Below are 25,222 nucleotides of genomic sequence, written 5' to 3'. Positions count from 1 at the left end.
CATGTTGCGAGCTCACTTGGTTGCTGGCTTCATCTCGTCCGCAATGAGTTTGCGGTCAAGAGACTCAACCAGGTTGCACCCTTGGCTCATGACACTCGAGTGCACCAAGTCGACCTCGAGGCCGCAGAGCTTCTTTAGACCCGACGAGTACACGATCATGCTCGCCCATTCGGCGTCGGCCCGCGGCACTTTCAGAACGACTCCATTGCTTGCAGCTGGGAGCGGTTGAAGCGGCATTTCCTGGAGCAGTGTTTCCTTCGATGTTCGCCAGCCCGCACAAGTGGAGTAGAGGCGGCTACTGGCCCAAGCGTCTCCCATCAAGTTCCGCATGAACTCAGGCCCCAGAAGGACGAAACCGCGATCCCCGCGAATCCTGATGAAGTCAGCGTTCTCGGTCGACGTGAAACTCGCGTTGTAGGTCCTCCAAACAACGAAGCCAACGCCCGCTGCCGCCACGAGAGAAAGCAATAGAGCAACAAGCAGCGCACGACAAAGGCCCGTCACAGTGTCTTGCCTCCGCTGTATCCAATCTCGAGTCGAAAGTCCATCAGAGACGGTTCGCCGTCGCGCTTCACATCAAGCAAGTAGGTCCGCGCAGCAGTTTCGCGCGGTGTGCTCGTCGCTGCCCCAAAGTCCACTGCATGCAGCGATTCATGCATGAACGTGTCCGCGTACTCTCTTGCAAGCGCCGCAGGATCACCCGACGATTCTCGGACATGGCGTGAGCCCTTCCCCGAAAGTCGGTCCAGTTAGAGTGAGAGTCCTCCGCGGGGCGGAAGCCCGGAGGGCGCGATGCGCAAGAAGCGGTTCAGCGAAGAGCAGATCATCGGGGTGCTGAAGGCAGCCGAGGCCGGGATGGCGGTGAAGGAGGTGTGCCGTCAGCGCGGGGTCACCGAGGCGACGTACTACCGGTGGAAGAAGAAGTTCGGCGGCATGGAAGTGAGCGAGGCGAAGCGGCTTCGCCAGCTCGAGGACGAGAATCGCCGCCTCAAGACCCTGGTAGCCGACCTGACGCTCGACAAGCAGGCGCTACAGTGGGCGCTGGGAAAAAAGTGGTGACCTCGCCGGCCCGGCGCGAGGTCTCCACGGCGATCCGGGTGCAGTTCGAGCTGAGCGAGCGGCGAGCGACGAGGCTGGCGCTCGCGCATCGTTCGACGGTGCGGTACCAGGCTCGACGGAAGACGGACCCGCGCCTCCAGCAGCGACTTCTGGAACTCGCGGCCCAGAGGCCGCGCCACGGGTGCGATCTGCTCTGGCTGCAGCTGCGTCGCGAAGGGTTTGCGGTGAATCGGAAGCGAATCCTGCGGCTCTATCGACTCGAGCGTCTGGGGCTGCGCCAGAAACCGCGCAAGAAGCTCATCGCGGCGGCCCAGCGAAGCCGGGAGTTGGCCGCCACCGGCCCCACACAGCGCTGGTCGATGGACTTCATGCAGGACAGCCTGAGCAGCGGTCGTTGCTTCCGCCTGCTCAACGTGCTCGATGAGTACCACCGCGAGTGCCTGGCGACGGAGGTGGACCTGTCGCTGCCCGCCGAGCGGGTCACCCGGGTGCTCGACCGCCTCGTCTCCGAACGCGGCGTGCCGAGCGAGCTGTGGGTCGACAACGGGCCGGAGTTTACGAGCAAGGCTCTCGACCGCTGGGCGAGCGAGAAGGGTGTCCAGATGCGCTTCATTCGGCCCGGCAAGCCGATCGAGAACTGCTTCATCGAGAGCTTCAACGGGACGATGCGGCGCGACTGCCTCGAGGCCAACTGGTTCGACTCCCTGGCCGACGCCCGACAGCGGATCGAGGCATGGCGCGTCGAGTACAACCACGACCGGCCCCACACGAGCCTGGGAGGGCTCACGCCGGCGGAGTTTGCATCCCTCCGGTCGCCTACGGCTCCCTCCGGGCTGCAAACTCCGAAGAACCTGGTCCAGTGAGATCATTCAACCCGGACTCTCATCCGAGATGGACCGATGAAGGGGCAGGGCTCAGGCGCTCTACGTTGATGGTAGCAAGTACCTCATCTGCATCGTTCTTCCAGTCTGCCGTCTGTCGAAGCCGATTGTAAGATGGCTGTCACGCTTACGGCCGACCACAACGGCCATCGACTGGTCTCTGGACCCGAAACGATACCGCGTGCGAATCCTGTTGGAGCCGTCGCCGCTACTCGCGAGCTGCCTCCCCTACCGCCCGCAGGAGCATCCCGAACTCAACCAACGTCAGTCCGACTGGGGGGAGCTCTCCGCTCAGGACCTTCGTCATCGTCGACCAGTCGTCACTGATTTGCCCGAGGGAGAGTTCGCAAGGCTTTGAATAGGGATCGAAAGCGACCTCTCGCGGTACAAACCAGTAGTAGTCCCAGTCTACCCTCACGCTCGCCTGGCCTGTCTCCTCCAGGTGATTCAGCAGCATCTCCGCTAGTTCCCGCAGGTCTCGTGTGTGAACGATCATCACTCCTTCTCCCCGTCACGCAGCCGCTTGCTCGAGCCTATCGGACTCGCAGTTCGAGTCTCGAGCGGTCTGCCTAGCCGTCATTCTTCGGTTGACCTATCCAGCCTTCTGCCGGCTGACTCCAAAGCCAACACGCAGATGGAGAACAGCTGGCAGGAGGAACAGGACTACGGCTCCAACCGCCCTTCCGATCCACTCACCGAGCCCAGGCGAGGCCGCACCCGCGTTCGGAATCAGAAACATGAGGGAGCCGAAAACGTCCGCCCCAATTCCTGAGAGGAGGCTCAGACGGGCGTACCTTCTCTTCGTGACCTCACAAACCAAGGCAAGGACTCCAAATAGCCCAACGAGGAGTATGCCGCCCTGAAATGGCTGCTCGAGAACGAGCGAGGCCGCAACCAATACGAGCCCGAGTGCTCCTACGAGGATCAATGCCACCCTGTTGGTGGCAAGCACGAGGCTCTCGAAAGCCACCGCCAATGCCCCCATCGAGAATCCGGTCATGTCAAGGCGCTTTCGTATAGGAGGCGCAGTCATCCCGAGTGCCGTCTGGGCACTCGCCATCGGCCCTTGGAAGGTGGCTGGCACCTGTCCAGCACCTGTCCACCACCGCAGCACGCGAAGCCGGCGCTGCGATGGGTGCAGCCAGCGCCGGACCATGTGCGGGGCGGCGGAAAGGTGTCAGCCGGCCGACCTCGAGCAGCGGAAGCTCCACGTTGCCTTCGGAGTTGAGAGTAAACGAAACGGCCGGCCCCGGAGGGCCGGCCGTCGTTCAAGCGGTGGTGTCGAGGAACTGCGGGGGAATCAGTTGTAGGCCCCGCCGTTCCATCCAGAGAAGGTGCCGCTCTCGAAGCCGTCGCGGAAGAGCCCTGCCATGCAGGCCTGGACCTTCACGTCGTCGATGTGCCAGCCGTCGGGCGAACGGCCGGCCGAGGTGTCCGTGCCGATGCGGAAGCGGAATTGCACGGTGTTGCCGGCGTAGGCCGAGAGGTCGACGACCGAGTTCAGCCAGTCCTGCGGGTCGCCGCACCAAGCGCTGAGGCTGGCCAGCGGATTCGAGAAGCTCGCCGAGACGGTCCCGTTGTAGGGATCGGTCTGCAGCGATCCGTTGGGGATCTGCGTCCAGTTCGTGCCGCCGTCGGTCGTGACCTCGAGGATCGCGCCGTCGTAGCAGTTCGGCGGATTGTCTTCGAACGACTGGTAATTCCAGAACTGCAGCGTCAGCCCGGAGGCGGCCGCCGGCAGAACGATCGCCGGCGAGACGAGGCGCTGGTCGGAGACCGTCGTCGTGTCGACGGCGAGGTAGGCGTTCGGCGCGCTGTGATTGCGCGTCGTCGAGCTCGCCCAAGTGTCGCCGGTGCCGCTGTGGGTCCAGCCGGTGACGACCCCGTCGAAGTTCTCGAAGAAGACCTGCTGCGGCGTCGTGCCGATACCGCAGTCGCCCGGCAGCGCCGTCGTCGAGAAGGTGTAGACCGACGAATCCGCACCGGGGCCGCACGGGTTGGTCGCGCTGACACGCCAGTAGAGCACCGTGTTGCTCGGCAGATCGATCGTCGGCGTGTAGCTCGTCGCCGTGATCCCGGCCTGGTCGAGGAGCAGCGAGCCGAAGCCCGCCGAGTTCGAAACCTGGAGACGATAGCTCACCGCCTGGACGGCAGCACCCCACTGGAAGGTCGGCCGGACCGCGACGTTCAGCGCACCGTTGGCGGGCGCCGTGAGCGACGGCGCGGCTGGGGCTGCCGTGTCGATCGTCACGTTGACGTTCGAGTTGTGGCCGGGGCTGGCGGTGGCTGTCCCGGCGATGTTGATCGGATAGGTGCCGAAGGCCGCGGCGCCGGTGTTGCCGAGGGTGAACGTAGTCGAACCGGGCGGCGTCACCGGGTTCGGGGCGAAGCCCACCGTCGTGCCGCCGGGGTTCCCGGTGGCACCGAGGGTGACGTTGTTCGAGAAGCCCGAGATCGAACCGACGTTGACGGTCACCGTGGCGTTGGAGCCGGCGCAGATCGTCTGGTCGAGCGGCGAGGCCGCGAGGTAGAAGTCCGGCGTGCCGCACTGGTCGAACTTGAAGGCGCCGATGCGCAACTGCCAACCGACCGAGCTCGTGGTCGGAACCCACTCGTCGACATACCAGAAGGTGCAGTCGTCGATCGGGTCGACGTTCATCGAGGTGTAGTCGCCCCAGCGGTTCGAGCCGGTCTGCGATCCCGTTCCGGCGATGATCGTCCCTTCACCCTGGGGCATCGTGTTCAGCGGGTCAGCCGACAGACGCCCGGTGTAGCGCAATCCCGGGAAGACCGAGACGCCGTCGGAGACGCTGTAGCCGAGCGCCATGTTCCCCGCGCTGTCGATGGCGAGCGACCCCATCCAGCGGTGGATGCCGTCGGTGGTCCCTGGAGCGTAGGTCCCTTCCTGGAAGATCACCGGGCTGGAATTCGGGCTGCGAATCTCCCACCAGCGGATGCCGGACATGGTGGCGGACGCTTCGACCGACTGGTTGGTGACGATCGCTTCGTGGTCGCCGAAGTTGCGATAGGCCGCGCGGTGCAACGGCCGCTGGCGATAGCCGAGGTGATCCAGCTTGTTCGTGGTGCCGGGCTGAGGAATACACGCACGGCCCGAGCAGAACACCGGGCTCGAATCGAAGGCGCCGACCGGGATGGTGTTGGCCAGCGTGAACGTCGAGTTGGCCGGCACGGCGAAGTCGACGTGGAACTTGTAGAGGTTGATGGCGTCCGAAGCTGCCGAGTAGGGGCCACCGTCGTCCTGCGTTCCGAGGAAGAACTCCGGCGTCCCCGCCGGCGGGAGCACCGGTCCTTCGATGTCGGCCGGCAGCAGACCGTCGCCGACGTTGGCGCCGGCACCGGTCGGTGCGGCCAGGAAGGAGACGACCTGGGGGGCCGGGTTGCCGGCGATCATCTGCGTCCGGTTCAGGGCGTACGCGCCGACCCCGGCGAACGGCGACCCGGCGAATTCGCGCGTGCTGATGTAGTAGGCGTCGGACCAGATGCCGTACTTCGGGTAGTCCGGGAAGTTCGTCCCGGTGGTGAACGCCCACCGATAGTAGGTCCCGGTCGGATCGTTGGTCGTGGAGAGGGCCACGCAGTTGTAGTAGGTGGGGCCGTTCGCGGTGAACTGGGTCAGCAGCCAGCGGTCGGCGAACTGGTCGTAGAGGACCACCGGGTCGCCGGCGTTCTCCGTCTGGCAGGGGCCGCCGAATCCGCTCCACAGCGTGTTGTTGAGCGCCGGCCCATAGAGCGAAGTGCCGGTCTTGCTGAAGACCTGGAACGACAGGTTGCTCATCGCCACGTAGTGGTTCGGACCGACATCGCCGACCGGGTCCGGCGGCGACACGCCCGACACGTTGCTCGGCCCATTGAACGAGATGCTCGGCGCCGGCATCTCGCCGGAGCCGATCCAGTCCTGGACCAGCAGGTCGATGCTCTGCGGACCGGTCGTTTTGTTCAGGTCCTCGCCCGGCATTCCTTCACGCCGGGTCTGGAGCGACAGCCCCGGAATCGGCTTGATCGGCGGAATGTCGCGGAGAGGCGGCGAGACATCGAACTGGATGGCCCGGCTGGCGCCGCGGAAGGTGATCTGGGGCGGCGAATCGACAGCGACGACCGGGGCCGCGAGAGCCAAGAGGACGGCTCCTACGGCGAGTCTCGAGATGCGCGTTTCGTTCACGGTCCCTCCTTGGGGCGTGAGCCACCGGAGGCGCTCCGGCAGCATCGATATCCGAAAGCCCACGTCGGCCGCGTCCGGGCTATCCGGGGCGCAGGTCGGGCGGGCAAGGGAACCTCGCGCGATTCGTCGCGAACGCTACCGCGTTTTCGCCTCGGACTCCATCCCCACCCCATCGAATCCGATTTTCCCGGCAGCGGGGCAAGACGAAGGCCCCTCCCGCCGTGGCCGCGCCAGCCGGCGACGGACGTCGGGGCGCCGTACCCTGGAGGGCGCGACCTGCCCCCTCAACCTGCCGGGCTCAGCGCAGGGAGCCCGACCACTCGAGCAGGTTGCCGCTTTCGAAGCCGTCGGCGAGCAGGGCGATCGAAGGCGGCCACTCGAAGGCGCCGATGTCGCAGGCGGCGTCACGAACGACGCCGCGCTGGTCGGTGGCCGGACAGGCCGGCGAATCGGCGGCGCCGATCGCCACGCTCCCCGCACCGAGCGCATGGGTGGCCGTCGTGCCCGGGGCGTTGAGCGCCAGTGCCTCCAGCGCCAGCGCGGCGGCCGGCACGTTGACCTGATCGCCAGTCGACGCGAAGCCGCACAGATTCCCCGGACTCTCGAGGTTGTGCCCGAGCGAGTTGGCGGCGGACAGACCCGAACAGCTCTCGGGCCCTCCGGCGACGATCGTGTTGCGCAGGGTAAGGCCCCCGCCGGCAAGCGCCAAGTTGTCGCTCTGGTTCATGTCGGGGGTCGCGTTCCAGGCCACCGTGCAGTTGACCAGCGTCATCACGGCCGCGCTGCCGGCGGTCTGAATGCCACCGGCAAAGGAGATGCCGCCTTCGGAAAGGTTGCCGCTGACCGTCGAGTTGACGAGCGCCATCGAACCGCTGGCGTTGTAAATGCCCCCGCCGTAGCTCGAGCCTGGGCTCTGCCCGCCAGCGCGATTGCCGGCGACGGTGCAGCGCTCCAGGTTCACCGTGCCGCCCGCGTTGTAGATCCCCCCGCCGCGTCCGTTGGTGAAGTCGTTGCGACCGGCGCCGTTGCCGCTGATCGTCGAATCGACGAGGGTCGCCACGCCGGTCGACAGGTTGTAGAGACCGCCCCCGGCGCCGGCGTCCATGAACGACGCGGAGTCGGCCAAACTGCCGCTGATCCGCGAGCTCTGCAGGTGAAGCGTCCCGGCGTTGAAGAGGCCTCCGCCACGAGGCATCGCGCCGGACGGTGTCGTCCGCACCGCCGTGCAACCGTCGAGAACGACCGCGTCGAGCAGGAGGGAGCCCCGGCTCGCCACACAACCGCCGTCCATCGCCGTGAGGTCGGCGACCTTGCCGTGCTGGAGGGTCATTCCGCTCACGGTGACCGAGAAGGAGTCGACGACGCTCAGCGGGTTGACGTCGAACACGCGATCGAGCAGACCGCCGTCGACGATCGTCGAGCCCGCCCCGGCTCCCTGCAGGGTCACCGGTCCGAGCAGGTCGAGATCGCCGGTGTTGCCGAGGTCCTCCTGCGCGCCGGCCAGGGCGATCGTGTAGAGCCCGGCCGGCACCTCGATCGTGTCGGCGCCCGACCCGGCCTCGCAGGCGTCGAACGACGCGTCGCCGTTGGCGGCGGCGACCGCCTCGCGCAGTGAGCAGTTGCCGTCGACCAGCATCTCGTCGGCGGTGGTGCTGACGTGGATCGTCGCCGCACCCGCCGGTGCGACCGCCAGGGCGAGCCCGAGAAGAGCCGCCCCTCTTGTCTTGGTCAGGTTTCCCATTGCTCGCCTCCGAGCTGTCCGGGCGAGGGGCAGGGCGTGAGCCCCGGCACCCTCGCGGTCCGGTCGCAGCCTCGCAGGCGAGCGTTGGCGGTGCGTTGGAGGGTCCCCGAAGCGGCCGGCCGCTCCGGACTCCCCCGCCTACTTGCGCATGTTCGCCGGGAGGATCCGCTTGCGCAGGCGGAACGCCTTGGGCGTCACCTCGACCAGCTCGTCCTCCTTGATGAACTCGAGCGCCTGCTCGAGGTTCATCCGCCGCGGCGGCACGAGCTGCAGCGCGTCGTCGGCCCCGGAGGCGCGCATGTTCGTCAGCTTCTTCTCGCGCACGATGTTGACGTCGAGGTCGTTCTCGCGGGCGTGCTCGCCGACGATCATCCCCTCGTAGACCTCGTCGGTCGGCGAGACGAAGAGCTCGCCGCGCGGCTGCAGGTTCTCGATCGCGTAGCCGGTCGCCTTGCCGGGGCGGTCGGCGATCAGCGCTCCCGTCGGCCGGTGGTCGATCTCGCCCTGCCAGGGCTCCCAGCCGTCGAAGAGGTGGTTCATCAGGCCGGTGCCGCGGGTGTCGGTGAGGAACTGGCCGCGGAAGCCGATCAGCCCGCGCGACGGGACGCGGAACTCCATGCGCACGCGCCCGGTGCCGTGGTTGGCCATCTTCATCATCCGCCCGCGACGCCCGCCGAGCTTCTGGGTCACCGGACCGATGAACTCCTCGGGACAGTCGATGGTCAGTGCCTCCATCGGCTCGTGGAGCACCTCGTCGATCCGCCGCGTGATCACTTCGGGCTTGCCCACCGACATCTCGAAGCCTTCGCGGCGCATCATCTCGATCAGGATGGCGAGCTGCAGCTCGCCGCGCCCGGAGACCTGGAAGCCGTCGGCCGAGTCCGTCGGCTCGACACGGATCGCCACGTTGGTCAGCGTCTCCTTCTCGAGGCGCTCCTTGAGCTTGCGCGAGGTCACGTGCGTCCCTTCGCGGCCCGACATCGGCGAGGTGTTGACCGAGAAGATCATCGAGATCGTCGGTTCGTCGACGTGGATCGGCGGCAGGGCGAGCGCCCGGTCCGGCTCGGAGAAGGTCTCGCCGATGTTGACTTCGTCGAGTCCGGCCACCGCCACGATGTCGCCCGGCCCGGCTTCGAGGATCTCGGTGCGCTTCAGGCCGTCGTAGCCGTAGAGCATGGTGATGCGCGCCGGCTTCTGCTCGCCGCCAAGGGTGATGCGGACGATGTCCTGCGTCTTGCGGATCGAGCCGTTGAAGACGCGCCCGATCGCCAGCCGCCCGACGTAGTCGTCGTAGTCGAGCGAGGTGACGAGCAGCTGCAGGGGCTTGTCCGGGTCGAAGCTCGGCGGCGGCACGGTGCGCACGATCTCTTCGAAGAGCGGCGCCAGCGTCTCGTCCGGCCCGTCGGCCTCGCGGCGGCAGAGCCCCTTCTTGGCGTTGCAGTAGAGCACCGGGAAGTCGAGCTGCGTCTCGTCGGCGTCGAGGTCGATGAACAGGTCGTAGACCTCGTCGAGCACCTCGGCGGCGCGGGCGTCCGGCCGGTCGATCTTGTTGATCACCACGATCGGCGCCAGATGCGCCTCGAACGCCTTCTTCAGCACGAAGCGCGTCTGCGGCAGCGGCCCCTCGGAGGCGTCGACCAGCAGCATCACCCCGTCGACCATCTTCAACGTCCGCTCCACCTCGGCGCCGAAGTCGGCGTGGCCGGGGGTGTCGACGATGTTGATGCGCGTCCCCCGCCATTCGACGGAGGTGTTCTTCGCCATGATGGTGATGCCCTTCTCGCGCTCGAGGTCGATGGAGTCCATGACGCGCTCGACCACGTGCTCGTTGGCCCGGAAGATGCCCGATTGCCAGAGCATGGCGTCGAGAAGGGTGGTCTTGCCGTGGTCGACGTGGGCGATGATCGCCACGTTGCGGATGTCGGGACGGCTGCTCGATCCGCCGTGGTCGGAATACTCGGTGCTCATGCGCTGGCTCCGGAGAGTCGGGTCGTTCGCGGAAGGTCTCGGGGGTGGCGCGAGCCGCAGGGAAAGCCGGCCGGCCGGGACGGGAAGCCGCGGGAGAATACCACGGAGAGTAGAATCCGCCCCCCGATGCCCGCGTCCTCCTCCTCCCGCTCGGCCCGGATGGCCCTCGCCCTGGCGTTGCTCGCGGCGCCGACCTGTGCCGTCTCCGGCCCCTGGCACGACGACGGCCCCGTCGCCGTCCGGCTCGTCTCACCCTGGCTCGTCGCCCCCCGCGGCGCGGAGCTGGCGCTTGGCCTCGAGGTGGCCCTCGACCCCGGGTGGCACATCTACTGGCTGAACTCCGGCGACGCCGGCTACCCTCCCCGCCTCGACTTCGGGGCCACTCCGGGGCTGGTCACCGCCGAGCTCCGGTTCCCCGTGCCCCACCGCTACGATCTGCCCGGCAAGCTCGTCGCCTTCGGCTACGGCGAGCGCGTGGTCTACCCCGTGACGCTCCGGGGCACCTTCGGCGACACGCCGACGCTCGACGTGACGGGCACGGTCGACTACGTGGTCTGCGCCGGCGAGTGCATTCCGTTCACCACGCACCTCGAGCTGGTGCAGCCGTTCGGCGAGACGGCTCGACCCGACGCGGAGACCCAGCCGCAGCTCGCCGCCTGGAGCTCGCGCGTCCCCACGCCGGCCCCGGAGGGCACGGCGACCGGTCGGCTCCTCGAGCGGAGCGACGCCGGCGGCACGCTCGAGATCGCTTTCGCCGGCCTGCCCGAGGAGCCGACCGACCTCTTCTTCGCTCCGCACGAGCTCGTCGAGCTGGGCCGTCCCGTCGCCCTCGCCGTGCGCGGTGACGACCGCGGCGATCGCCGCCACCGTTTCGCCGTGCCGTTCGCCTGGAAGGTCCGACCCTCGGGTGCGCCACCCGAGCTCGGTCTCGAGTGGACCCTCGCCTTCGGCGAGTCCGGCTGGACCGGTCGAACGGGCGTGCCGCTGGGCGCCGCGTCTGCGCCCGCGACGCAGCCTTCGGGGCCGATCACCCCCACCGATCCGGCGCCCCTCACTTGGCCATGGCGCGTGGTGCTCGCCGCCACGGCGCTCGGCCTCGTCTGGGCGCTCTGGCCGCGAGCCAAAGGCGGGCCACGTCCGTAGAAGAGACAAGACCCACGACCGGAGGATCCCGATGCGACACCGTGCCCGTGCCCGTGCCCTTGCCCCCGCGACCTTCGCCGTCGCCCTGCTCCTCACCTCGCTGCTCGCCGCCACACCGCTCTTCGCCGTCGCCGTGGGCGACCCGGCGCCCGACTTCAAGCTCAAGGACCTCGACGGGAAGGAGGTCTCCCTCGCGCAGTTCCGCGGCAAGACGGTCGTCCTCGAGTGGAACAACCCGAACTGTCCGTTCTCGCGCAAGCACTCCGAGGAGAAGACGGTCGTGAGCCTCGCCGCCGCGCACCCCGACGTCGTCTTCCTGGCGATCAACTCGACGAACGCCAGCCACCGCGACTTCTTGCAGCCCGACGCCTACAAGAAGTTCAACGCCGAGCACGGCATCACCTACCCGGCGCTCTACGACCCGAGCGGCGCCACCGGCCAGGCCTACGGCGCGAAGACCACCCCGCACATGTTCGTCGTCGACAAGAGCGGCAAGCTCGCCTACGCCGGCGCCATCGACAGCGCCCAGTCCGGCGGAGCGAAGGTCAACTACGTCGAGCAGGCCCTCGCCGCGCTCGCCGCCGGGAAGCCAGTCGACCCGGTGAGCACCAAGCCGTACGGTTGCAGTGTGAAGTACTGAAGGCCTCCGGGGGCCGCCCGGATCGGGCGGCCCGAGCCTCACCCCTACGCTCGCCTCAATTCGAGACGCTCCCGCCCCACCCGACGAGCGACCCGTTCTCGAACCCGTTCTTGAACACCGGCCAGCCGGAGAGGACGAAGTCGATGCCGGTGACGACCTCGTACTCCCGCAGCGGAATCGGCGTCGCGAGATTGAGGTCACAGAGGCCGAGCCAGGCGGGACCGTTCGGACAGGGTACGTTCTGCCAGAGCTCGTCGACGGCGCCGACGCCGTTGTCGGTCGCGACCAGGAGGCCCGTTCCCGGAGCGCCGGCCAAGAGCAGGTAGCTTCCGTCTGCTCCAGACTGAACGGAGCCGGCGCTCGTGTGGTCGGCTGCAAGGAAGGCGTCGACTACGACCCCCGGCGCAGGTCGTCCATCCGGGCCTTGGAGCACTCGCCCCCTCAGACTCGGCGCCGCTCGCAGTGAGAAGTTGACATTCTCCGCCACCTGGTTCAAGCCGACCGAGATCGGCGTGCCGCTAGCGAGGAGACAGTCGACACCGATCTGGCCGGGACAGTTCAGACCCGGGAAGAGACTGCGCTCACAGCCGCCCGCTGTGGCCGTTACGTAAACCGGAGCCGCGCTCGGCACGGTGAGCAAGAAGCTCCCGTCGTCGCGAGCGTAGCCACTAGCAACGACGGCCCCTCCTGCGTCCATCGCCGCGATGGAAGCACTGGACCAGCAACGTCGCGCCGAGTCACCGGAGAGAGCCGTGCCGCGAATCCATCCCGCGTGATCGAGAGCAACGTCGATGCCGTGTCGCTCTTCCCCTTGGGCGATGGAGATGGGAGTTCCGCCCGTACAGAATGCCTGACACGGCACATTGTCCCACCGTTCGCTGTTGTAGCTGGGCGCATGGACTTCGACGAGGTAACTTCCCGCGGCAAGCGTGTCGAAGGTGAAGGCCCCGTCTGCTCCACTGCAGGTGTCGTCGAGGGGCGCGCCGCCGTTCCACAGCAGCCGGACTGCTCCGCCGAGACCACAGACCGAAACGCCCTGCCCCTGAGAATCGCGGACGAAGCCATGAATCGAGGCTCCGAGGGCCAGCGAGAAATCGATTCCCTCCGTGGGAGCGTCGAGGTTCACAGGGACGGAAGTAAACGGCAGCCCGGTCGAGCTGCAGCCGTTCGGGCCGCAGTTGAATCCGTCGTACACCTCGTCGACGCGGCCGAGCGAGTTCGAAGTGCGCAAACGATGCCCCTGCGGGGGCACCGCCTCCAGTCGATACTCTCCCGCGACATTCGATTCGCCCCACGTGCTCTGGCAGTAGAAGCCATTCCCGTTGGCGACGATGACGCCAGCGAGCGGCGCTCCGTTCTCTTCTCGGCGAACCGAGCCTCCGATCGACTGGAACGGTCGCAGCGAGAAGTCCACGTCCGCCGTCGTCAGGAGCGGAGACACCGACACGGGCGTCCCTGCGGAACACTCGAGAAAGCACGATTCCGAGTAGGTGCAGGTTGCGCCTCCCCAGATCTTCGCCTCATGATGCATCGGCCGAGCCGTGACCGTGTACAGGCCGGCCGGCAAGCTCTCGATGAGGTAGGCACCATCCGCTGACGATGTCGCGGACGCGATGAATCCGCCCGTGCTGACCGCATAGGCGCCGACAGTCGCCCCTGGGATCGGGCTGCCCAACGAGTCGAGAACCTGGCCAGCAATCGCTCCGAGCCGAGGCAGGTCGAAGTCGACATCCGTGCGGTCATCTCCCGGACCGACGACGATCGGTGTTCCGAGCTCAGCCGAGCAAGGTCCGACACAAGTGACGTGATCGTAAACTTGGCCTTCCCGCCCGGATGCACCGGCGATGGCACGGTACTCGCCCTGGAGCCCGGAGATGGCGTAGCGACCAAACGGATCGATGAGGTCGTACGCCACGTCTTGCCCACCTGGCGTGAGGATCCGCACGGTGGCGGAGTCAGGCGGAGTCCCTTCCGGGACCAACCGCACTCGCCCGACGATGTGTCCTCCGACGACGAGTTGGAAATCGATTCCCGGCGTCGTCGTCGAATCCTGCACTACGACCGGGTCACCCGAGGCTACGCTGCAACCGAACGGTGGACCGCCCGCACAGTGGTGATTGTCGAAGAGCTCCCCCACGAGGTCGCCCCCGTACGGGACGACGACTCGGTAAGAACCCGGCGGCAAATCTGGAATCGAATACTGACCATCTTCATTCGAGTAGGTGGTCCGGTAGCTCCAGCCGGCCTCGACATAGGCCTGAACCTGGGTCGAGACCCCGACCCCGTTGTCGGCTCTCGTCACCCGACCTGAAATCGAGCCGACATCGAGCGCCGCATCGATCGTGAAGGTGTTGTGTCGCCTCGAGCCCTGCGACCGCGAAGCGAGCCGAATCCACAGGTCGCCATACCCGGCTGAAGTTGTGAACAGTACGTTCTGGAGAGGTGACCCGGACGAAGCGAGTGCTTCTCCTCCGCAGCGGCTGAAGGTGGTGACGCTCACGCTTTCGTCAAGCGCCTCGGCGCGAATCGCCACGTTCGTCGCTTTCGGAACCCTCACTCGAAACCAGACCTCCGGCCGCACGATCCCGCGGACGCGGGTCGAGCCGAGCTCGAGCGCGGTCTCGCAGGTGGTGTGCGTCGAGGTGGCGACGATCTCGAGATCGCCGGGCTCGCGCGTCGGAGCGGACGGCAACTGCGGTCCGACCTCGCTTCGCCGCGCCGCCCGCCGCTCGATTCGCGCCTGCAGCGAGTCGAGCTCGCCACGCGCGCGAAGCAGCTCCTCGCTCGCGGCATCCGGCGCGATACCGGACCTCGTTCCGAGGCGAGTCGCCAAGCCCCGCAGCGCCCGCTCGATCTCGGCGCGCCGCGCTTCCGCGCCGGTGATCGCCTCCCCCACCTCGAGCGGTGTCAGCGCCAGCATCTCCTCGAGGTGCCAGAGCTCCCGGCGCAGCTCGGTTGTTTGCTGACGCAGGCTCTCGCGCTCGGCCACGCTCGGCGCTGCAGGTCCGGCCACGGCCGAGGACATGCCGGCACTCGAAACGAGACCGGCCCAGCAGACGACCACTCGAAGGAGTCGTCGCAGGAAGTGTGGGCGAGGGTTCATGTCCATCTCCAGAGGAATCTCGCTCGCGTCTGCACTCAGTTCGATCTGATCCCACCCCAGCCGACAAACGACCCGGTCTCGAATCCGTTCTTGAACACCGGCCAGGGGGAGAGGACGAAGTCGAGGCCTTCGACGATCTCGTACTCCCGGAGCCGAATCGGCGTCGCGAGGCCGAGATCACAAAGGCCGAGCCGTGCTGGGCCGTTCGGGCACGGGATGTCCTGCCAGAGCTCGTCGACGGCACCTGCTCCATTGTCGGTGGCGAGGTGGAACGTTCTCCCTGACCAGAGGAAGTCCATGCGGAAGCTCCCGTCGGCTTCGCTCTGCTTGGCCCATACGTGCGCGTGGCTGGTGGCGTCGAAGAGGTCGACGACGACACCGGGCAACGGAGCTCCATCGGGATCGGAGAGAACCCGCCCGCGCAGGCCCGGTGCCGGTCGCAGTGTGAAATCGACCCCTGTCAGGTCGACGTTCAGCTTCGCCGTGAGCCGAGACCCCGGCGAAAGAAGGCAATCGACTCCGACTTGCCCCGGGCAGTTGATGCCCGGGTACAGGCTTCGCTCGCAGTGGGAGGCAAGTGCCGTCACATGCACGGGAAAGGAGGTCGGAACCCTGAGGTCATAGCGACCCAAACCGTCCGTGTTCACCGTCTGCAGCAGATTCCCGCCGCTGTCCCACAGATCGACTTCCGCAGTCGGTCCCTCACAGAGCGTATTCGGCTCGGCCTGCACTTGTACGGTGCCGAAGATGCGGCCGTAGCGGTCGAGCGTCAAGTCGATGCCGCCCCTCTGCTCGCCGAGGGCGAGCTCGAGCGGGGTTCCCCCGTCGCAACCGCCCTCGCAGGGGACGCCGTCAAACCGTTCATCGACGAAAGCGGTGCCCGAGGCCTCGACGAAGTAGGTCCCCGCGGGGAGACCGTCCCAGTGATAGCTACCGTCCGCGGCTGGACAGGTTCCCCGGAGCCACATTCCGGTGCCCGAATAGAGCTCAACGCCACCGTTCGGACAGAGAACTGCTCCTTGCCCCTGAACGTCGCGAACGACGCCCTGGATCGAGGCACCTCGAGAGAGGGCAAAGTTGATTCCATCGATCGGCCCGTCGAGCGTGACTGGCACCGGCGTGTAGGGGCCGGAATACCACGAGCAGCCATCGATTCCGCACGAGAACCCGTCGTAGACCTCGTCGATGCGCCCGAGGGCGTTGGAGGAAAAGAGCCTGTGCTCCCGCGGCTGGGCCGATTCGAGTCGGTAGGTTCCGGCCCCGTCCGACTCGTCCCACGTCGAAAGACAGAATCCGGGGATGGTGTTGCGTACGATGACTCCCGGCAGCGGCGCCCCGTCTTCCTCCTTCGTCACCAGGCCGCTGATCGAGGGGAATGGCCGCAGCGTGAAGTCGATTCCCGAAGTCGTCACACCGACCGCCGCGGTCACCGGAGTTGCGGAAGCATCGTTGCACTGCGTGAAGCAGTCGGCCGTGTAAGTGCAGGTGTCACCGCCCCACACTTTCGCCTCGTAGTAGCTGGGACTCGCCGAGACCACATAGTTCCCGGGCTGCAACTGAGTGACCACGTACCGGCCATTGGCGTCCGAGTTCGTGTACCTCGAGTTGTTCGGATCACCCATCATCTTCGCGGAGACGTAGCCGTTGGCGATCGGCTCACCCGTCGTGCTCGTGAGCTTGCCGGCAATCGAACCGAGGGGGCTCAGGTCGAAGTCGACATCGCTTCGGTCGACACCCGGCCCGACCACGACCGGAGCGCCGCTCGACGGGATGCAGGTCCCGGCGCAGGTCCCGTGATCGAAGATCTGCGTCTCCCGGCCGGAAGCCGAAGCCACCACGCGGTAGTCACCCTGCAGACCGGAGAGTTGATAGCGCCCGAACGAATCCGTCGCCGCGGAGCCGACCAGTTGCCCCGCCGAGCTCATCACTTTCACGAGGGCCGAAGACGTGGGTGGCGTCGCTTCGGGTCGGAGCAACACCCGCCCGCCGATCCTCCCACCCACCTCGAGTTGGAAGTCGACGCCCATCGTGGTCGCAGAGTCATTGACAACGACCGGATTCGCGGCGCTCAGCGAACATCCGACCGGCGGTCCGCCGGCGCAGGGATGGTCGTTCCACAGCTCCGGAACCAGGACGCCGGTGTCGCGGAGAGACAGCAGGTACGACCCGGGCGCGAGGCCGGAGATCAGGAACTCGCCATTCTCCGTCGTGAGAGCGACACGCTGGCTCGAGCTGTCGACCGGCACCGCAACCACCCGAACCTGCACACCCGAACCATCGTCGGCGCGGGTCACTCGACCCGAGATCGCTCCCGATGCGAAAACGACCTCGAACGAGAACGTCTCGTGCCGACGATCGGTCGTCGACCGTCCTTTGACACGAACCCAGATGTCACCCTTCACGACGGCCGTCGTGAGGAACGCGGAGCGACGCGGCGCGCCCGAGGCCAAGCGCGGCTCCGTTCCGCAGCGATCATGCAACGAGAGAGCCAATTCCCCGGCCAGCGCTTCGGACCGGAACGTCACCCTCATCGCTCTTGGTACCGGCACCCGGAACCAGACCTCCGGCCGCACGATCCCCCGCACACGGGTCGAGCCGGGCTCGAGCGCGGTCTCGCAGGTGGTGTGCGTCGAGGTCGGGACGATCTCGAGATCACCCGGCTCACGCTGCGGGGAGTACGGCAACTGCGGTCCGACCGCGTTGCGCCGCGCCGTCCGCCGCTCGATCCGTGCCCGCAACGACTCGCTCTCTCCACTCGCCCGCAGGAGCTCCTCCATCACGGCGTCGGGAGCGGCTCCTTGAACCGTTCCCACCCGAGCCCTCAGGCTCTCCAGCACCCGCCCGATCTCCGCTCGCCGCGACTCGGCGCCGGTCACCGTCTCCCCCACCTCGAACGGCGTCAATGCCAGCGTCTCCTCGAGCTGCCAGAGCTCCCGGCGCAGGTCGGTGATCTGTTGCCGCAGGGCCACGGCCTCGCCCGAGGCTCCGGCCGGCGGTTCGCTCTCCGGGGCAGGCCCAGCAGCCAAGGCGGTCGAGCCCGACGGGACGGCCTCGGCAAGAGCCACGGGCGATCCCGGCGCGACGACGGCAAGGAAGGCGAGTGAAAAGGCGGCGAGAACCCTCGCCGGCGGTGCGGACGCATGATCCATACGCGCTCCTCCTCGGCTGAAGGAGACAGGTCGTGACTCGAACTGTACTGCCGTGGACGGGGATCAGCAAAACACCCGATCAGGTAGGTCCGGGTCGCCGGCCATTCCCGCCGCCCCTCTTCTCACTCGCTACCGTTCGAGGCTCAAACCGAACAAGGACCTGTCACGGATCGCCTACCGGCGAGAAACACCCGTCCGCAGCGGCCTCGTCACCGGCAAGGAGGCCACCTCCCTCAACCAGGACGACGTCCGGGCCAGGTTCACCGGCCACGAGCGCGACCTCGGCCTCACCACTAGCGACGCCGACGACATCGACTCCATGCACGCCCGATACGGCAGCGAGCAGATCGCTACGACGCGGAGGGAGACTCCGCCTCTTCGGCGAGCACCGCGCGCCGGATGGCGCGAAGGTGGCGCAGCAGCACGGCGCGGAGCTCGGGCGGGGCCTTGGGTCGGAAGGTGAAGGGCAGCCGGGCGAGCTCGCGGGCGAGCCAGGCGAGGTCGTCGGTCTGCGAGGAGAGGAGCACGCCGCCTTCGACCGGCTCGAGGGTGCCGAGCGTCGCGGCGATCTGCGCTCTCGCGGTCGCAAGATCGGTCTCGAGGAGGACCTCCGCACGGTGCGCTCGCGGCAGCGTGGCGATGGCGGTGGAGATCGCCTTGAGAGTGTCGAACTCTCTCGGGCGTTCGAAGGTGCGCGCGGTGCGGGTGACGGTGGCGATGCGGTCGACGCGGAAGGTGCGACTCGCCCGGCGCAGATGGCAGTGGCCGACGACGTACCAGCAGCCACCGCGGAAGGCGAGGCCGTAGGGATCGAGATCGCGTGCGGTGCGACTCCGATCGGCCGCGGTGTAGACCAGGCGCACCGTCCGCTGCGCCTGGGCGGCGGCGGAGAGCGTCGCCAGGACATGGCCCGCCGCCGGTGGGCCCCCTGCCGGCAGATCGAGTTGCATCGTCTCGTCGGCGGCGCGCAGCCGGCGCTTCAGGTCGGCCGGCATCACCCGCTCGAGCTTCGCGCGAGCGCTGGCAAGGCCGGCCGCCGCGGCTCCGAGACCGAGAGCGCTCGCCGCGAGGAGACCCAGCGAGAGCGCCAGCGCTTCGTCGTCGGTGAAGAGCATCGGCGGGAGCTTGAAGCCGGCCACCAGCGCGTAGCCGCCCCCGGCGCCGCGCTCGGCGGTGACCGGGATCCCCATCTCCTCGAGCGCGACGACGTAGCGCCGCACCGAGCGGGGATCGACGCCGAGGCGGCGGGCGATCTCTCTGCCCGACAGTAGCCCGTGCGCTTGCAGCAGCTCGAGCACCGCGAGCGTTCGGCGAGTCGACGAGCTCATGCCGCGAGGGTATCAACGATTAGGGCGGAAAACGTCCGCTAGCGGCCCTAGCGTCTCCCCAGAAGGCGTCGGCGGGAATCGACCCGCGATGACCACGCAACGGGAGAACCCATGGGAATCGACGTTTCGGAGCTCGCGCGCAGGAGCCTCCTGCAGATCGCCGCTGGCCTGACGGTCGCCGGCACGCTCGGCATGACGACCACCGCCCGGGAGGCCGCCGTTCCGCCGGCCGCCTCCGGCAAGCCCGGCGACTTCGACTTCCTCACCGGCGAGTGGACGATCGAACATCGTCAATGGAAGGACGGCCGCTGGGACCGCTTTCGCGGCGAGGCGACCGTCATCGGGCTGCTCGGCGGCATGGCGAGCGTCGAGGAGCTGCGGATTCCCGAGCGCGACTTCAGCGGCATGGGCCTTCGCCTGCTCGATGTCCAGCGGAAGCTCTGGGGCGACTACTGGGTGAACCGCCGCAGCGGCGTCCTCGGCGCCGAGCCGGCCTGGGGCAGCTTCACCGATGGGGTCGGGACCTGGGATGGCGACGACACCGACGCCAACGGCAAGCCGATCCTCGTTCGCGGCTGCTGGGACCGGATCACGCCGATCTCGTGCCGCTGGTATCAGGCCACCTCGTCCGACGACGGCAAGACCTGGAAAGAAAACTGGGTCATGGATTGGGCTCGGCGAGCCCGTTGAGCGGAGCGCACCGATGGTCCCCGCGGCGCACCTCTGGGTCTTCTTCCTCTTGGTCTTCGGCATCGTTCTCCTTCCCGGGCTCGACATGGCCTGCGTCCTGGCGTGCACGCTGGGAGGCGGGAGGCGCGCCGGGCTCGCGTCGCTCGGCGGCATCGTGACGGCGGCGATGGCTCACGTCGCGATCGGGGGGATGGGGATCGCCGCCATCCTCCTCGTCCTGCCGGGGTTGTTCAACGCGCTGCTCGTCGGTGGCGCGGCCTACGTCGCCTGGATCGGGATGGCCATGGTGCGCCACGGGGCGCTGTTCGACACCCGCGGCACGAGCGCGGCGGCGGTCGCTCTGCCGACGGCCTATCGCCGTGGCGTGTTGACGAACCTGCTCAATCCGAAGGCCTACGTCTTCATGCTGGCGGTCTTTCCGCAGTTCGTGCGCGCTGAATGGGGGGCGGTGCCGCTCCAGGCCGCGGCGCTCGGCGGGGTGATCGTGGCGACGCAGCTCGTCGTCTACGGCGTGGTCGTCCTCGCCGCGACGCGCGCGCGTCGCTGGCTCACCGAACGGCCGCACGCACTCGCCCTGGCCGGACGCGGCGTCGGCTTGCTGCTGCTCGTCGTGGCGCTGTTCTCGGCGCTCGAAGGGTGGCGGCGGTTGACCTGAGCCGCCCACGTGCCGTGCTCGTCGGCGCGCAGTGCCATCGACACCGGGCCGCAAAAGCTCGGGCTCGGGGTCGGCCGGGTGGCTTCCAGAGCACCAAAACGAAAGGGCGAGGCCCTCGCGGACCTCGCCCTTCGTCCCGCTGCGTGGACGCGGTCGCGGCTCAGTAGCGGTAGGTGTCCGGCTTGTAGGGCCCCTCGACCGGCACGCCGATGTACTCGGCCTGCTTGTCGGTGAGCTCGGTCAGACGGACGCCGAGCTTCTCGAGATGGAGGCGGGCAACCTTCTCGTCGAGCTTCTTCGGCAGAACGAAGACCTTGTTCGGGTAGTTGCCGGCGTTGGCCGCGAGGTCGAGCTGGGCCAGCACCTGGTTGGTGAAGCTCATCGACATCACGAAGGACGGGTGGCCGGTGGCGCAGCCGAGGTTGAGCAGGCGGCCCTCGGCGAGCACCAGCACCGCGTGGCCGTCGGGGAAGACCCACTCGTCGTACTGCGGCTTGATGTTGACCTTCTTGATGCCGGCGATCTTCTTCATGCCGGCCATGTCGATCTCGTTGTCGAAGTGACCGATGTTGCCGACGATCGCCTTGTCCTTCATCCGCGCCATGTGCTGCGCGGTGACGATGTCGAAGTTGCCGGTCGCCGTGACGAAGATGTCGGCCTCGGCGACGACGTCGTCGAGCGTCTTGACCTCGTAGCCCTCCATCGCCGCCTGCAGCGCGCAGATCGGGTCGATCTCGGTGACGATGACGCGGCAGCCCTGGCCACGCAGCGCCTGCGCGCAGCCCTTCCCCACCTCGCCGAAGCCGCAGACCACGGCAACCTTGCCGGCGAGCATCACGTCGCTCGCGCGGTTCAGACCGTCGACGATCGAGTGCCGGCAGCCGTACATGTTGTCGAACTTCGACTTGGTCACCGAGTCGTTGACGTTGATCGCCGGGAAGAGGAGCTGGCCGACCTTCTCCATCTCGTAAAGGCGGTGCACGCCGGTCGTCGTCTCCTCCGAGACGCCGACGATCGCCGGCACGATGCGGCGCCAGCGCTGCGGGTCCTCGGCGCGGATCTCGGCGAGCTTGGCGAGGACGATGGCGTACTCCTCGCTCTCGGCGGTCGCCGGCGCCGGGACCGCCCCGGCGAGCTCGAACTCGTGCCCCTTGTGGATCATCAACGTGGCGTCGCCGCCGTCGTCGACGAGCAGGGTCGGGCCCTTGCCGGAGCCGAAGTCGAGCGCCCGGGAGGTGAACTCCCAGTATTCTTCGAGCGACTCGCCCTTGTAGGCGAAGACCGGCACGCCGCGGGGCTCGGCGACCGTGCCGTGCGGCCCGACCACCACCGCCGCGGCGGCGTGATCCTGGGTCGAGAAGATGTTGCAGGAAACCCAGCGCACCTCGGCGCCGAGCTCGGCGAGCGTCTCGATCAGCACCGCGGTCTGAATCGTCATGTGCAGCGAGCCCATGATCCGCTGGCCGGCGAGCGGACGCGCCGCGCGGTACTCGGCGCGCAGCGCCATCAGGCCGGGCATCTCCTGCTCGGCGAGGCGGATCTCCTTGCGACCCCACTCGGCGAGCGAGAGGTCGGCGACGCGGAAGTCGAGGCCGGTCTTCTTCTCCGGCGTGGCGAGGGTGGGGGTCATCGCGGGGTCTTCTCCTTTCCTCGCGGGGCGCGAGGGGTCGTGGAACTCGTCGACGGGGGTGGAACGGACGGATCGGTGAGCGGGCGCTCGGCGGTGGCGAGCAGCAGCGCCGGGCCCTTGGCCGCCGGCTCGGGCGGCAGGCCGCGGCAGGCGACGCCGGCGAGGCCGGCGGCGGCGAGCAGACCGGCGAGCTCCTCGCGCTCGAAGCCGGGGCGCAGCTGGCCCATCTCGCGGCGCAGCTCGTCGCGGTCGTGGCGCAGCAGATCGACGACCACCGCGCGGCCGCCGGGCTTGAGCACCCGGCGCAGCTCGGCGAGCGCCAGCGGCGGCTCGGCGACGTGGGTCAGGGCGAGCAGCAGCAGCGCCGCGTCACAGCTCGCCGCGGGGAGCGGCAGCGCCTCGAGGTCGCCGAGGCGGAGCTCGACGTTCGACGCGCCGGCGAGCCGCTCGCGCGCCGCGGCGAGCATCGCCGCGGACTGGTCGACGGCGACGACGCGGGCGACGCAGGGCGCGAGCTCTGCGGCCAACACCCCCGTGCCGCAGGCGAGGTCGGCCACCACCCAGTCGCGCGGCAGGAGGGCGTGCAGCGCGGTGTGGGTGAAGACGTCGCCGTAGAGCTCGCGCCGCAGGCGGTCCCAGTCGCCGGCCGCGCCGGCGAAGAACTCGCTCCCCCGCTCGCGCTTGCGCTCGAGGTGGCGGCGGAGGCGCAGGCGGTCCTGCGCCAGCGCCGGCCAGGCGGCGGCCTCCTCCCGCGCCAGCTCCCAGAGCTGGCGGGCGCCGGGCTCGAGCTCGTCGGTCCGCATGCGGTAGAGGTTGGCCGTGCGCTGGCTGCGCGACGCCACCCAACCACCGTCGGCGAGCTGCTTGAGGTGGCGCGACACCGACGACTGCGGCATCCGCACCACCTCGGCGAGCTCGCTCACCCCCAGCTCGTCGCGCTCGAGTAGCGCCAGCAGCCGCAGGCGCGCCGGCTCGGCGAGCGCCGACAGGCGCTCGATCAGCAGGTCCGGCGCGGAGGTGGGGGCCAGGGCTTCCATCGCTCTATCCGGGTGAAAGGATATTTCGACTCGCCGCTCCCGTCAAGCCCCTCCTCCGGACCGTTTCCGAGTGGGCGCCCCGGTTCGGCCCATCTCGCTCCAAGCCGCCAAGACAAAGACGTCTGGGTAAGAAGAAGAGGCGGAGCCGCAGGCGTCGCGCGGCCGACCCTTCCAGTCCGTTCCCGAGCGCGCCGCGGCCCGACGCGCGAGGCTCGTTCCTCCGAGGTTCCTTACCCAGACGTCTTGTCTTTGGATGCGGTCCGCCGGCCCGCGCGCGCGACCAGCCGATCGACCGTCGCCGCAACAGTGGCCCAGAGGATCGGTAGCGACGGCTGCTGGAAGCGCGGTAGGCCCTCTGTGGCGAGAACGGCGAAGAGGTAGGCGGCGGTGACCGGAAGGAGCAGGGCGAGCGCCGGCCGGTCCGCGCCGCGCAGCGCGTGGATGAGAGCGAGAAAGGCGCCGAGCGCGAGGAGCAGTCCGATCGGCAGCGCGGCGTCGAACGGGCGGAGCCATGCGGGCGAGCGCTCGGCGAAGAGGCTCCGCCAGGCGACCGGCACGGTGGCGCGCAGCCAGCGGCCGGGAGCAGCGCCGAGGGCAGCGAGCGCCTCGCGTCGCAGGCGCGCGTCGGCGGCGAGCGGATCGCCGGTCTCCCGGATCAACGCGTCGCGCCGCGCCATGGCGCGGACGAACGGGCTCGCCGCCCCGCCCTCCCCCCGCCAGCTCCAGCGCTCGAGGCGGCTCTCGCCGTCCGCCGCCGTGGCGCCGAGCGGCCAGGGCGTCCAGACCGCGAGCGCCGCGCCGGTCCCCTCGCGCTCGACGTCGACGCCGAGCTCGGCCCGCGTCAGCAGGACGACGCCGCCGCGGTCGGCGAGCGTGGCGTGCCCCAGGGTGGCGGCGTTGCGCGCGATCCACAGCCCGGGGAGGAGGAGCGCCGCGGCCAGGAAGACCCCCGCGAACGCCACCCGGTGTCGCCCCCGGTGGCCTCCGAGCAGCAGCGGGAGGCACAGAGCCAGGGCCACGGCGAGCGGCAGGAAGGCCGCCTTGACCAGCGCCAGCGCGCCCGCCACGAGGCCGGCGACGAGCGCGCGGAGGTTCGACGGGCGTTCGACGAGCGCCGCCAGGCCGCAGGCCAGGGCCGTGGCGAGCGGCGCGGCCAACGCCTCGCTGGCGAAGAGATCGGCGCTGCGCGCGAGCGCCGGGCTCAGCGCGACGAGGGCGAAGGCGGCGACCGCCGCGACCGTCGGACCGGACCGGCCTCCCGCCCACCCCACCGCCGCCGCCGCGCCGAGCGCGGCGAGGGCGAGCAGCAGCCGCTGCGCGCGCTGCACCGGGCGCACCGCGTCGCGCGCCCGCGCGTCGCCCGCCGCGAGCCCCGCGGGCCGCATCGGCACCTCGCTGCCGGCGAGGTGCCAGACCGTCGCGACGAACGCCGCGTAGCCCGGCTCGCGGAAGGCGTCGGGCGCGGGAGCGTTCACGCCCGGAGCGTGCGAGAAGACCCCGTGGCGCGCCAGGTGGATCGCCGCCTGGGCGTTGGCCTGCTCGTCGTCGGTGAGCACCGGCTTCTCGCCCGGCGCCGCGAGCGCCCAGAAGAGCGCCAGGCCGCCGGCGAGCGCGAGCAACCACCCCGCCCGGCCTGCGCCGCTGCCTCTCATGGCCGCACGGCGCGGGAGGCTCGCCGCAGGCGGGCTCGCGCCGCCTCGACCTCGCGGTCGCGCGGCGGAGCCTGGGTGACGAGATCGCCGAGCAGCGTGCGCGCCGCCCCCGCGATCTCCTCCACCGCCCGCTCGAAGACCGCCGCGTTGGCCCGCGACGGACGGGTGAAGCCGCAGAGCTTGCGCACGAACTGGCGCGCCGCGGCGGCGATCTCCTCCTCGCTCGCCGGCGGCGCGAAGTTGTGGAGGGTCCTGATGCTCCGGCACATGCTCGGCTCTCCTGGCTCTCGTTACACTGGCGCCGCCTCCGGCGACGGTGTGGGCAATCGCGTCGGGGTCGATTATCCTCGACCGGCCGGAAGCAGG

The 25,222-nt window shown here is 68.8% G+C and carries 17 protein-coding genes; 5 read left to right on the top strand and 12 right to left on the bottom strand.

The genetic code is table 11. The features are described 5' to 3' along the window. Positions 1-792 precede the first annotated feature (792 nt). Positions 793-1,922, top strand: a protein-coding gene (locus tag IPJ17_11460; GenBank protein QQR72144.1) for an IS3 family transposase whose coding sequence is annotated in 2 segments (ribosomal slippage) — positions 793-1,045 and positions 1,045-1,922 — 1,131 coding nt in all. Because the reading frame shifts where the segments join, the coding sequence is not laid out codon by codon here. A 226-nt stretch (positions 1,923-2,148) separates the two neighbouring features. Here IPJ17_11460 and IPJ17_11455 read toward each other — a convergent pair. The 5 genes from IPJ17_11455 to typA form a co-directional block, all read right to left on the bottom strand. Then, entirely contained in the window at positions 2,149-2,436 is a 288-nt protein-coding gene (locus tag IPJ17_11455; protein ID QQR72143.1) for a hypothetical protein, read from the bottom strand. A 96-nt stretch (positions 2,437-2,532) separates the two neighbouring features. Next, positions 2,533-2,940, bottom strand: coding sequence for a hypothetical protein (locus IPJ17_11450; protein QQR72142.1), 408 nt, complete (start codon positions 2,938-2,940; stop codon positions 2,533-2,535). 300 nt (positions 2,941-3,240) lie between these two features. Further along, positions 3,241-6,075 carry a choice-of-anchor J domain-containing protein gene (locus tag IPJ17_11445; GenBank protein ID QQR72141.1) on the bottom strand — a complete coding sequence of 945 codons (2,835 nt, stop codon included), beginning with the start codon at positions 6,073-6,075 and terminating at the stop codon, positions 3,241-3,243. Positions 6,076-6,418: 343 nt separating this feature from the next. Beyond that, positions 6,419-7,861 (bottom strand): CSLREA domain-containing protein, encoded by a 1,443-nt coding sequence (locus IPJ17_11440; protein QQR72140.1) that lies wholly within the window; start codon positions 7,859-7,861, stop codon positions 6,419-6,421. 138 nt (positions 7,862-7,999) lie between these two features. Next, positions 8,000-9,829 (bottom strand): translational GTPase TypA, encoded by a 1,830-nt coding sequence (gene typA / locus IPJ17_11435; protein ID QQR72139.1) that lies wholly within the window; start codon positions 9,827-9,829, stop codon positions 8,000-8,002. A 126-nt stretch (positions 9,830-9,955) separates the two neighbouring features. Between typA and IPJ17_11430 the strand changes: the two genes are divergently transcribed. Further along, on the top strand, positions 9,956-10,972 hold the full coding sequence (locus tag IPJ17_11430) for a hypothetical protein (GenBank protein QQR72138.1): 1,017 nt from the start codon (positions 9,956-9,958) through the stop codon (positions 10,970-10,972). Positions 10,973-11,003: 31 nt separating this feature from the next. Then, positions 11,004-11,612 carry a thioredoxin family protein gene (locus IPJ17_11425; GenBank protein ID QQR72137.1) on the top strand — a complete coding sequence of 203 codons (609 nt, stop codon included), beginning with the start codon at positions 11,004-11,006 and terminating at the stop codon, positions 11,610-11,612. 55 nt (positions 11,613-11,667) lie between these two features. Here the strand turns inward: IPJ17_11425 and IPJ17_11420 are convergent, their stop codons facing one another. From IPJ17_11420 to IPJ17_11410, 3 genes are all read right to left on the bottom strand, one after another. Continuing rightward, complete coding sequence (locus tag IPJ17_11420; GenBank protein QQR72136.1) at positions 11,668-14,715, bottom strand: carboxypeptidase regulatory-like domain-containing protein; 3,048 nt, start codon at positions 14,713-14,715, stop codon at positions 11,668-11,670. A 35-nt stretch (positions 14,716-14,750) separates the two neighbouring features. Then, entirely contained in the window at positions 14,751-17,864 is a 3,114-nt protein-coding gene (locus IPJ17_11415) for a carboxypeptidase regulatory-like domain-containing protein (protein QQR72135.1), read from the bottom strand. Positions 17,865-18,214: 350 nt separating this feature from the next. Then, entirely contained in the window at positions 18,215-19,192 is a 978-nt protein-coding gene (locus IPJ17_11410; protein ID QQR72134.1) for a YafY family transcriptional regulator, read from the bottom strand. Positions 19,193-19,303: 111 nt separating this feature from the next. Here IPJ17_11410 and IPJ17_11405 point away from each other — a divergent pair, with 111 nt between their 5' ends. Further along, positions 19,304-19,882, top strand: coding sequence for a hypothetical protein (locus IPJ17_11405; GenBank protein ID QQR72133.1), 579 nt, complete (start codon positions 19,304-19,306; stop codon positions 19,880-19,882). Between the two features lie 13 nt (positions 19,883-19,895). After that, positions 19,896-20,537 carry a LysE family translocator gene (locus IPJ17_11400; protein QQR72132.1) on the top strand — a complete coding sequence of 214 codons (642 nt, stop codon included), beginning with the start codon at positions 19,896-19,898 and terminating at the stop codon, positions 20,535-20,537. Positions 20,538-20,697: 160 nt separating this feature from the next. On the opposite strand, the gene IPJ17_11395 is transcribed toward IPJ17_11400, so the two are convergent. The 4 genes from IPJ17_11395 to IPJ17_11380 all read right to left on the bottom strand — a co-directional run bounded on the left by IPJ17_11395 (position 20,698) and on the right by IPJ17_11380 (position 25,125). Next, positions 20,698-22,167 carry an adenosylhomocysteinase gene (locus tag IPJ17_11395; GenBank protein ID QQR72131.1) on the bottom strand — a complete coding sequence of 490 codons (1,470 nt, stop codon included), beginning with the start codon at positions 22,165-22,167 and terminating at the stop codon, positions 20,698-20,700. After that, on the bottom strand, positions 22,164-23,204 hold the full coding sequence (locus IPJ17_11390) for a metalloregulator ArsR/SmtB family transcription factor (GenBank protein QQR72130.1): 1,041 nt from the start codon (positions 23,202-23,204) through the stop codon (positions 22,164-22,166). Before IPJ17_11390 ends, IPJ17_11395 begins: the two co-directional genes overlap by 4 nt. A 230-nt stretch (positions 23,205-23,434) precedes the next feature. After that, on the bottom strand, positions 23,435-24,856 hold the full coding sequence (locus IPJ17_11385; GenBank protein ID QQR72129.1) for a hypothetical protein: 1,422 nt from the start codon (positions 24,854-24,856) through the stop codon (positions 23,435-23,437). Then, positions 24,853-25,125 carry a DUF2277 domain-containing protein gene (locus IPJ17_11380; protein ID QQR72128.1) on the bottom strand — a complete coding sequence of 91 codons (273 nt, stop codon included), beginning with the start codon at positions 25,123-25,125 and terminating at the stop codon, positions 24,853-24,855. The genes IPJ17_11385 and IPJ17_11380 overlap by 4 nt, the downstream gene beginning before the upstream one ends. Positions 25,126-25,222: the final 97 nt, after the last annotated feature.

The sequence above is a fragment of the Holophagales bacterium genome, from assembly GCA_016699405.1.
Taxonomy (GTDB): Bacteria; Acidobacteriota; Thermoanaerobaculia; order Multivoradales; family JAGPDF01; genus JAAYLR01.
This window is presented reverse-complemented; position numbering and strand designations above follow the sequence as displayed.

Coding starts and splice junctions, on each gene's coding strand:
- IPJ17_11455 (QQR72143.1), bottom strand. CDS start 2,436: ATGATCGTTCACACACGAGACCTGCGGGAACTAGCGGAGATGCTGCTG.
- IPJ17_11450 (QQR72142.1), bottom strand. CDS start 2,940: ATGACCGGATTCTCGATGGGGGCATTGGCGGTGGCTTTCGAGAGCCTC.
- IPJ17_11440 (QQR72140.1), bottom strand. CDS start 7,861: ATGGGAAACCTGACCAAGACAAGAGGGGCGGCTCTTCTCGGGCTCGCC.
- typA (QQR72139.1), bottom strand. CDS start 9,829: ATGAGCACCGAGTATTCCGACCACGGCGGATCGAGCAGCCGTCCCGAC.
- IPJ17_11430 (QQR72138.1), top strand. CDS start 9,956: ATGCCCGCGTCCTCCTCCTCCCGCTCGGCCCGGATGGCCCTCGCCCTG.
- IPJ17_11425 (QQR72137.1), top strand. CDS start 11,004: ATGCGACACCGTGCCCGTGCCCGTGCCCTTGCCCCCGCGACCTTCGCC.
- IPJ17_11420 (QQR72136.1), bottom strand. CDS start 14,715: ATGAACCCTCGCCCACACTTCCTGCGACGACTCCTTCGAGTGGTCGTC.
- IPJ17_11415 (QQR72135.1), bottom strand. CDS start 17,864: ATGGATCATGCGTCCGCACCGCCGGCGAGGGTTCTCGCCGCCTTTTCA.
- IPJ17_11410 (QQR72134.1), bottom strand. CDS start 19,192: ATGAGCTCGTCGACTCGCCGAACGCTCGCGGTGCTCGAGCTGCTGCAA.
- IPJ17_11405 (QQR72133.1), top strand. CDS start 19,304: ATGGGAATCGACGTTTCGGAGCTCGCGCGCAGGAGCCTCCTGCAGATC.
- IPJ17_11400 (QQR72132.1), top strand. CDS start 19,896: ATGGTCCCCGCGGCGCACCTCTGGGTCTTCTTCCTCTTGGTCTTCGGC.
- IPJ17_11395 (QQR72131.1), bottom strand. CDS start 22,167: ATGACCCCCACCCTCGCCACGCCGGAGAAGAAGACCGGCCTCGACTTC.
- IPJ17_11390 (QQR72130.1), bottom strand. CDS start 23,204: ATGGAAGCCCTGGCCCCCACCTCCGCGCCGGACCTGCTGATCGAGCGC.
- IPJ17_11385 (QQR72129.1), bottom strand. CDS start 24,856: ATGAGAGGCAGCGGCGCAGGCCGGGCGGGGTGGTTGCTCGCGCTCGCC.
- IPJ17_11380 (QQR72128.1), bottom strand. CDS start 25,125: ATGTGCCGGAGCATCAGGACCCTCCACAACTTCGCGCCGCCGGCGAGC.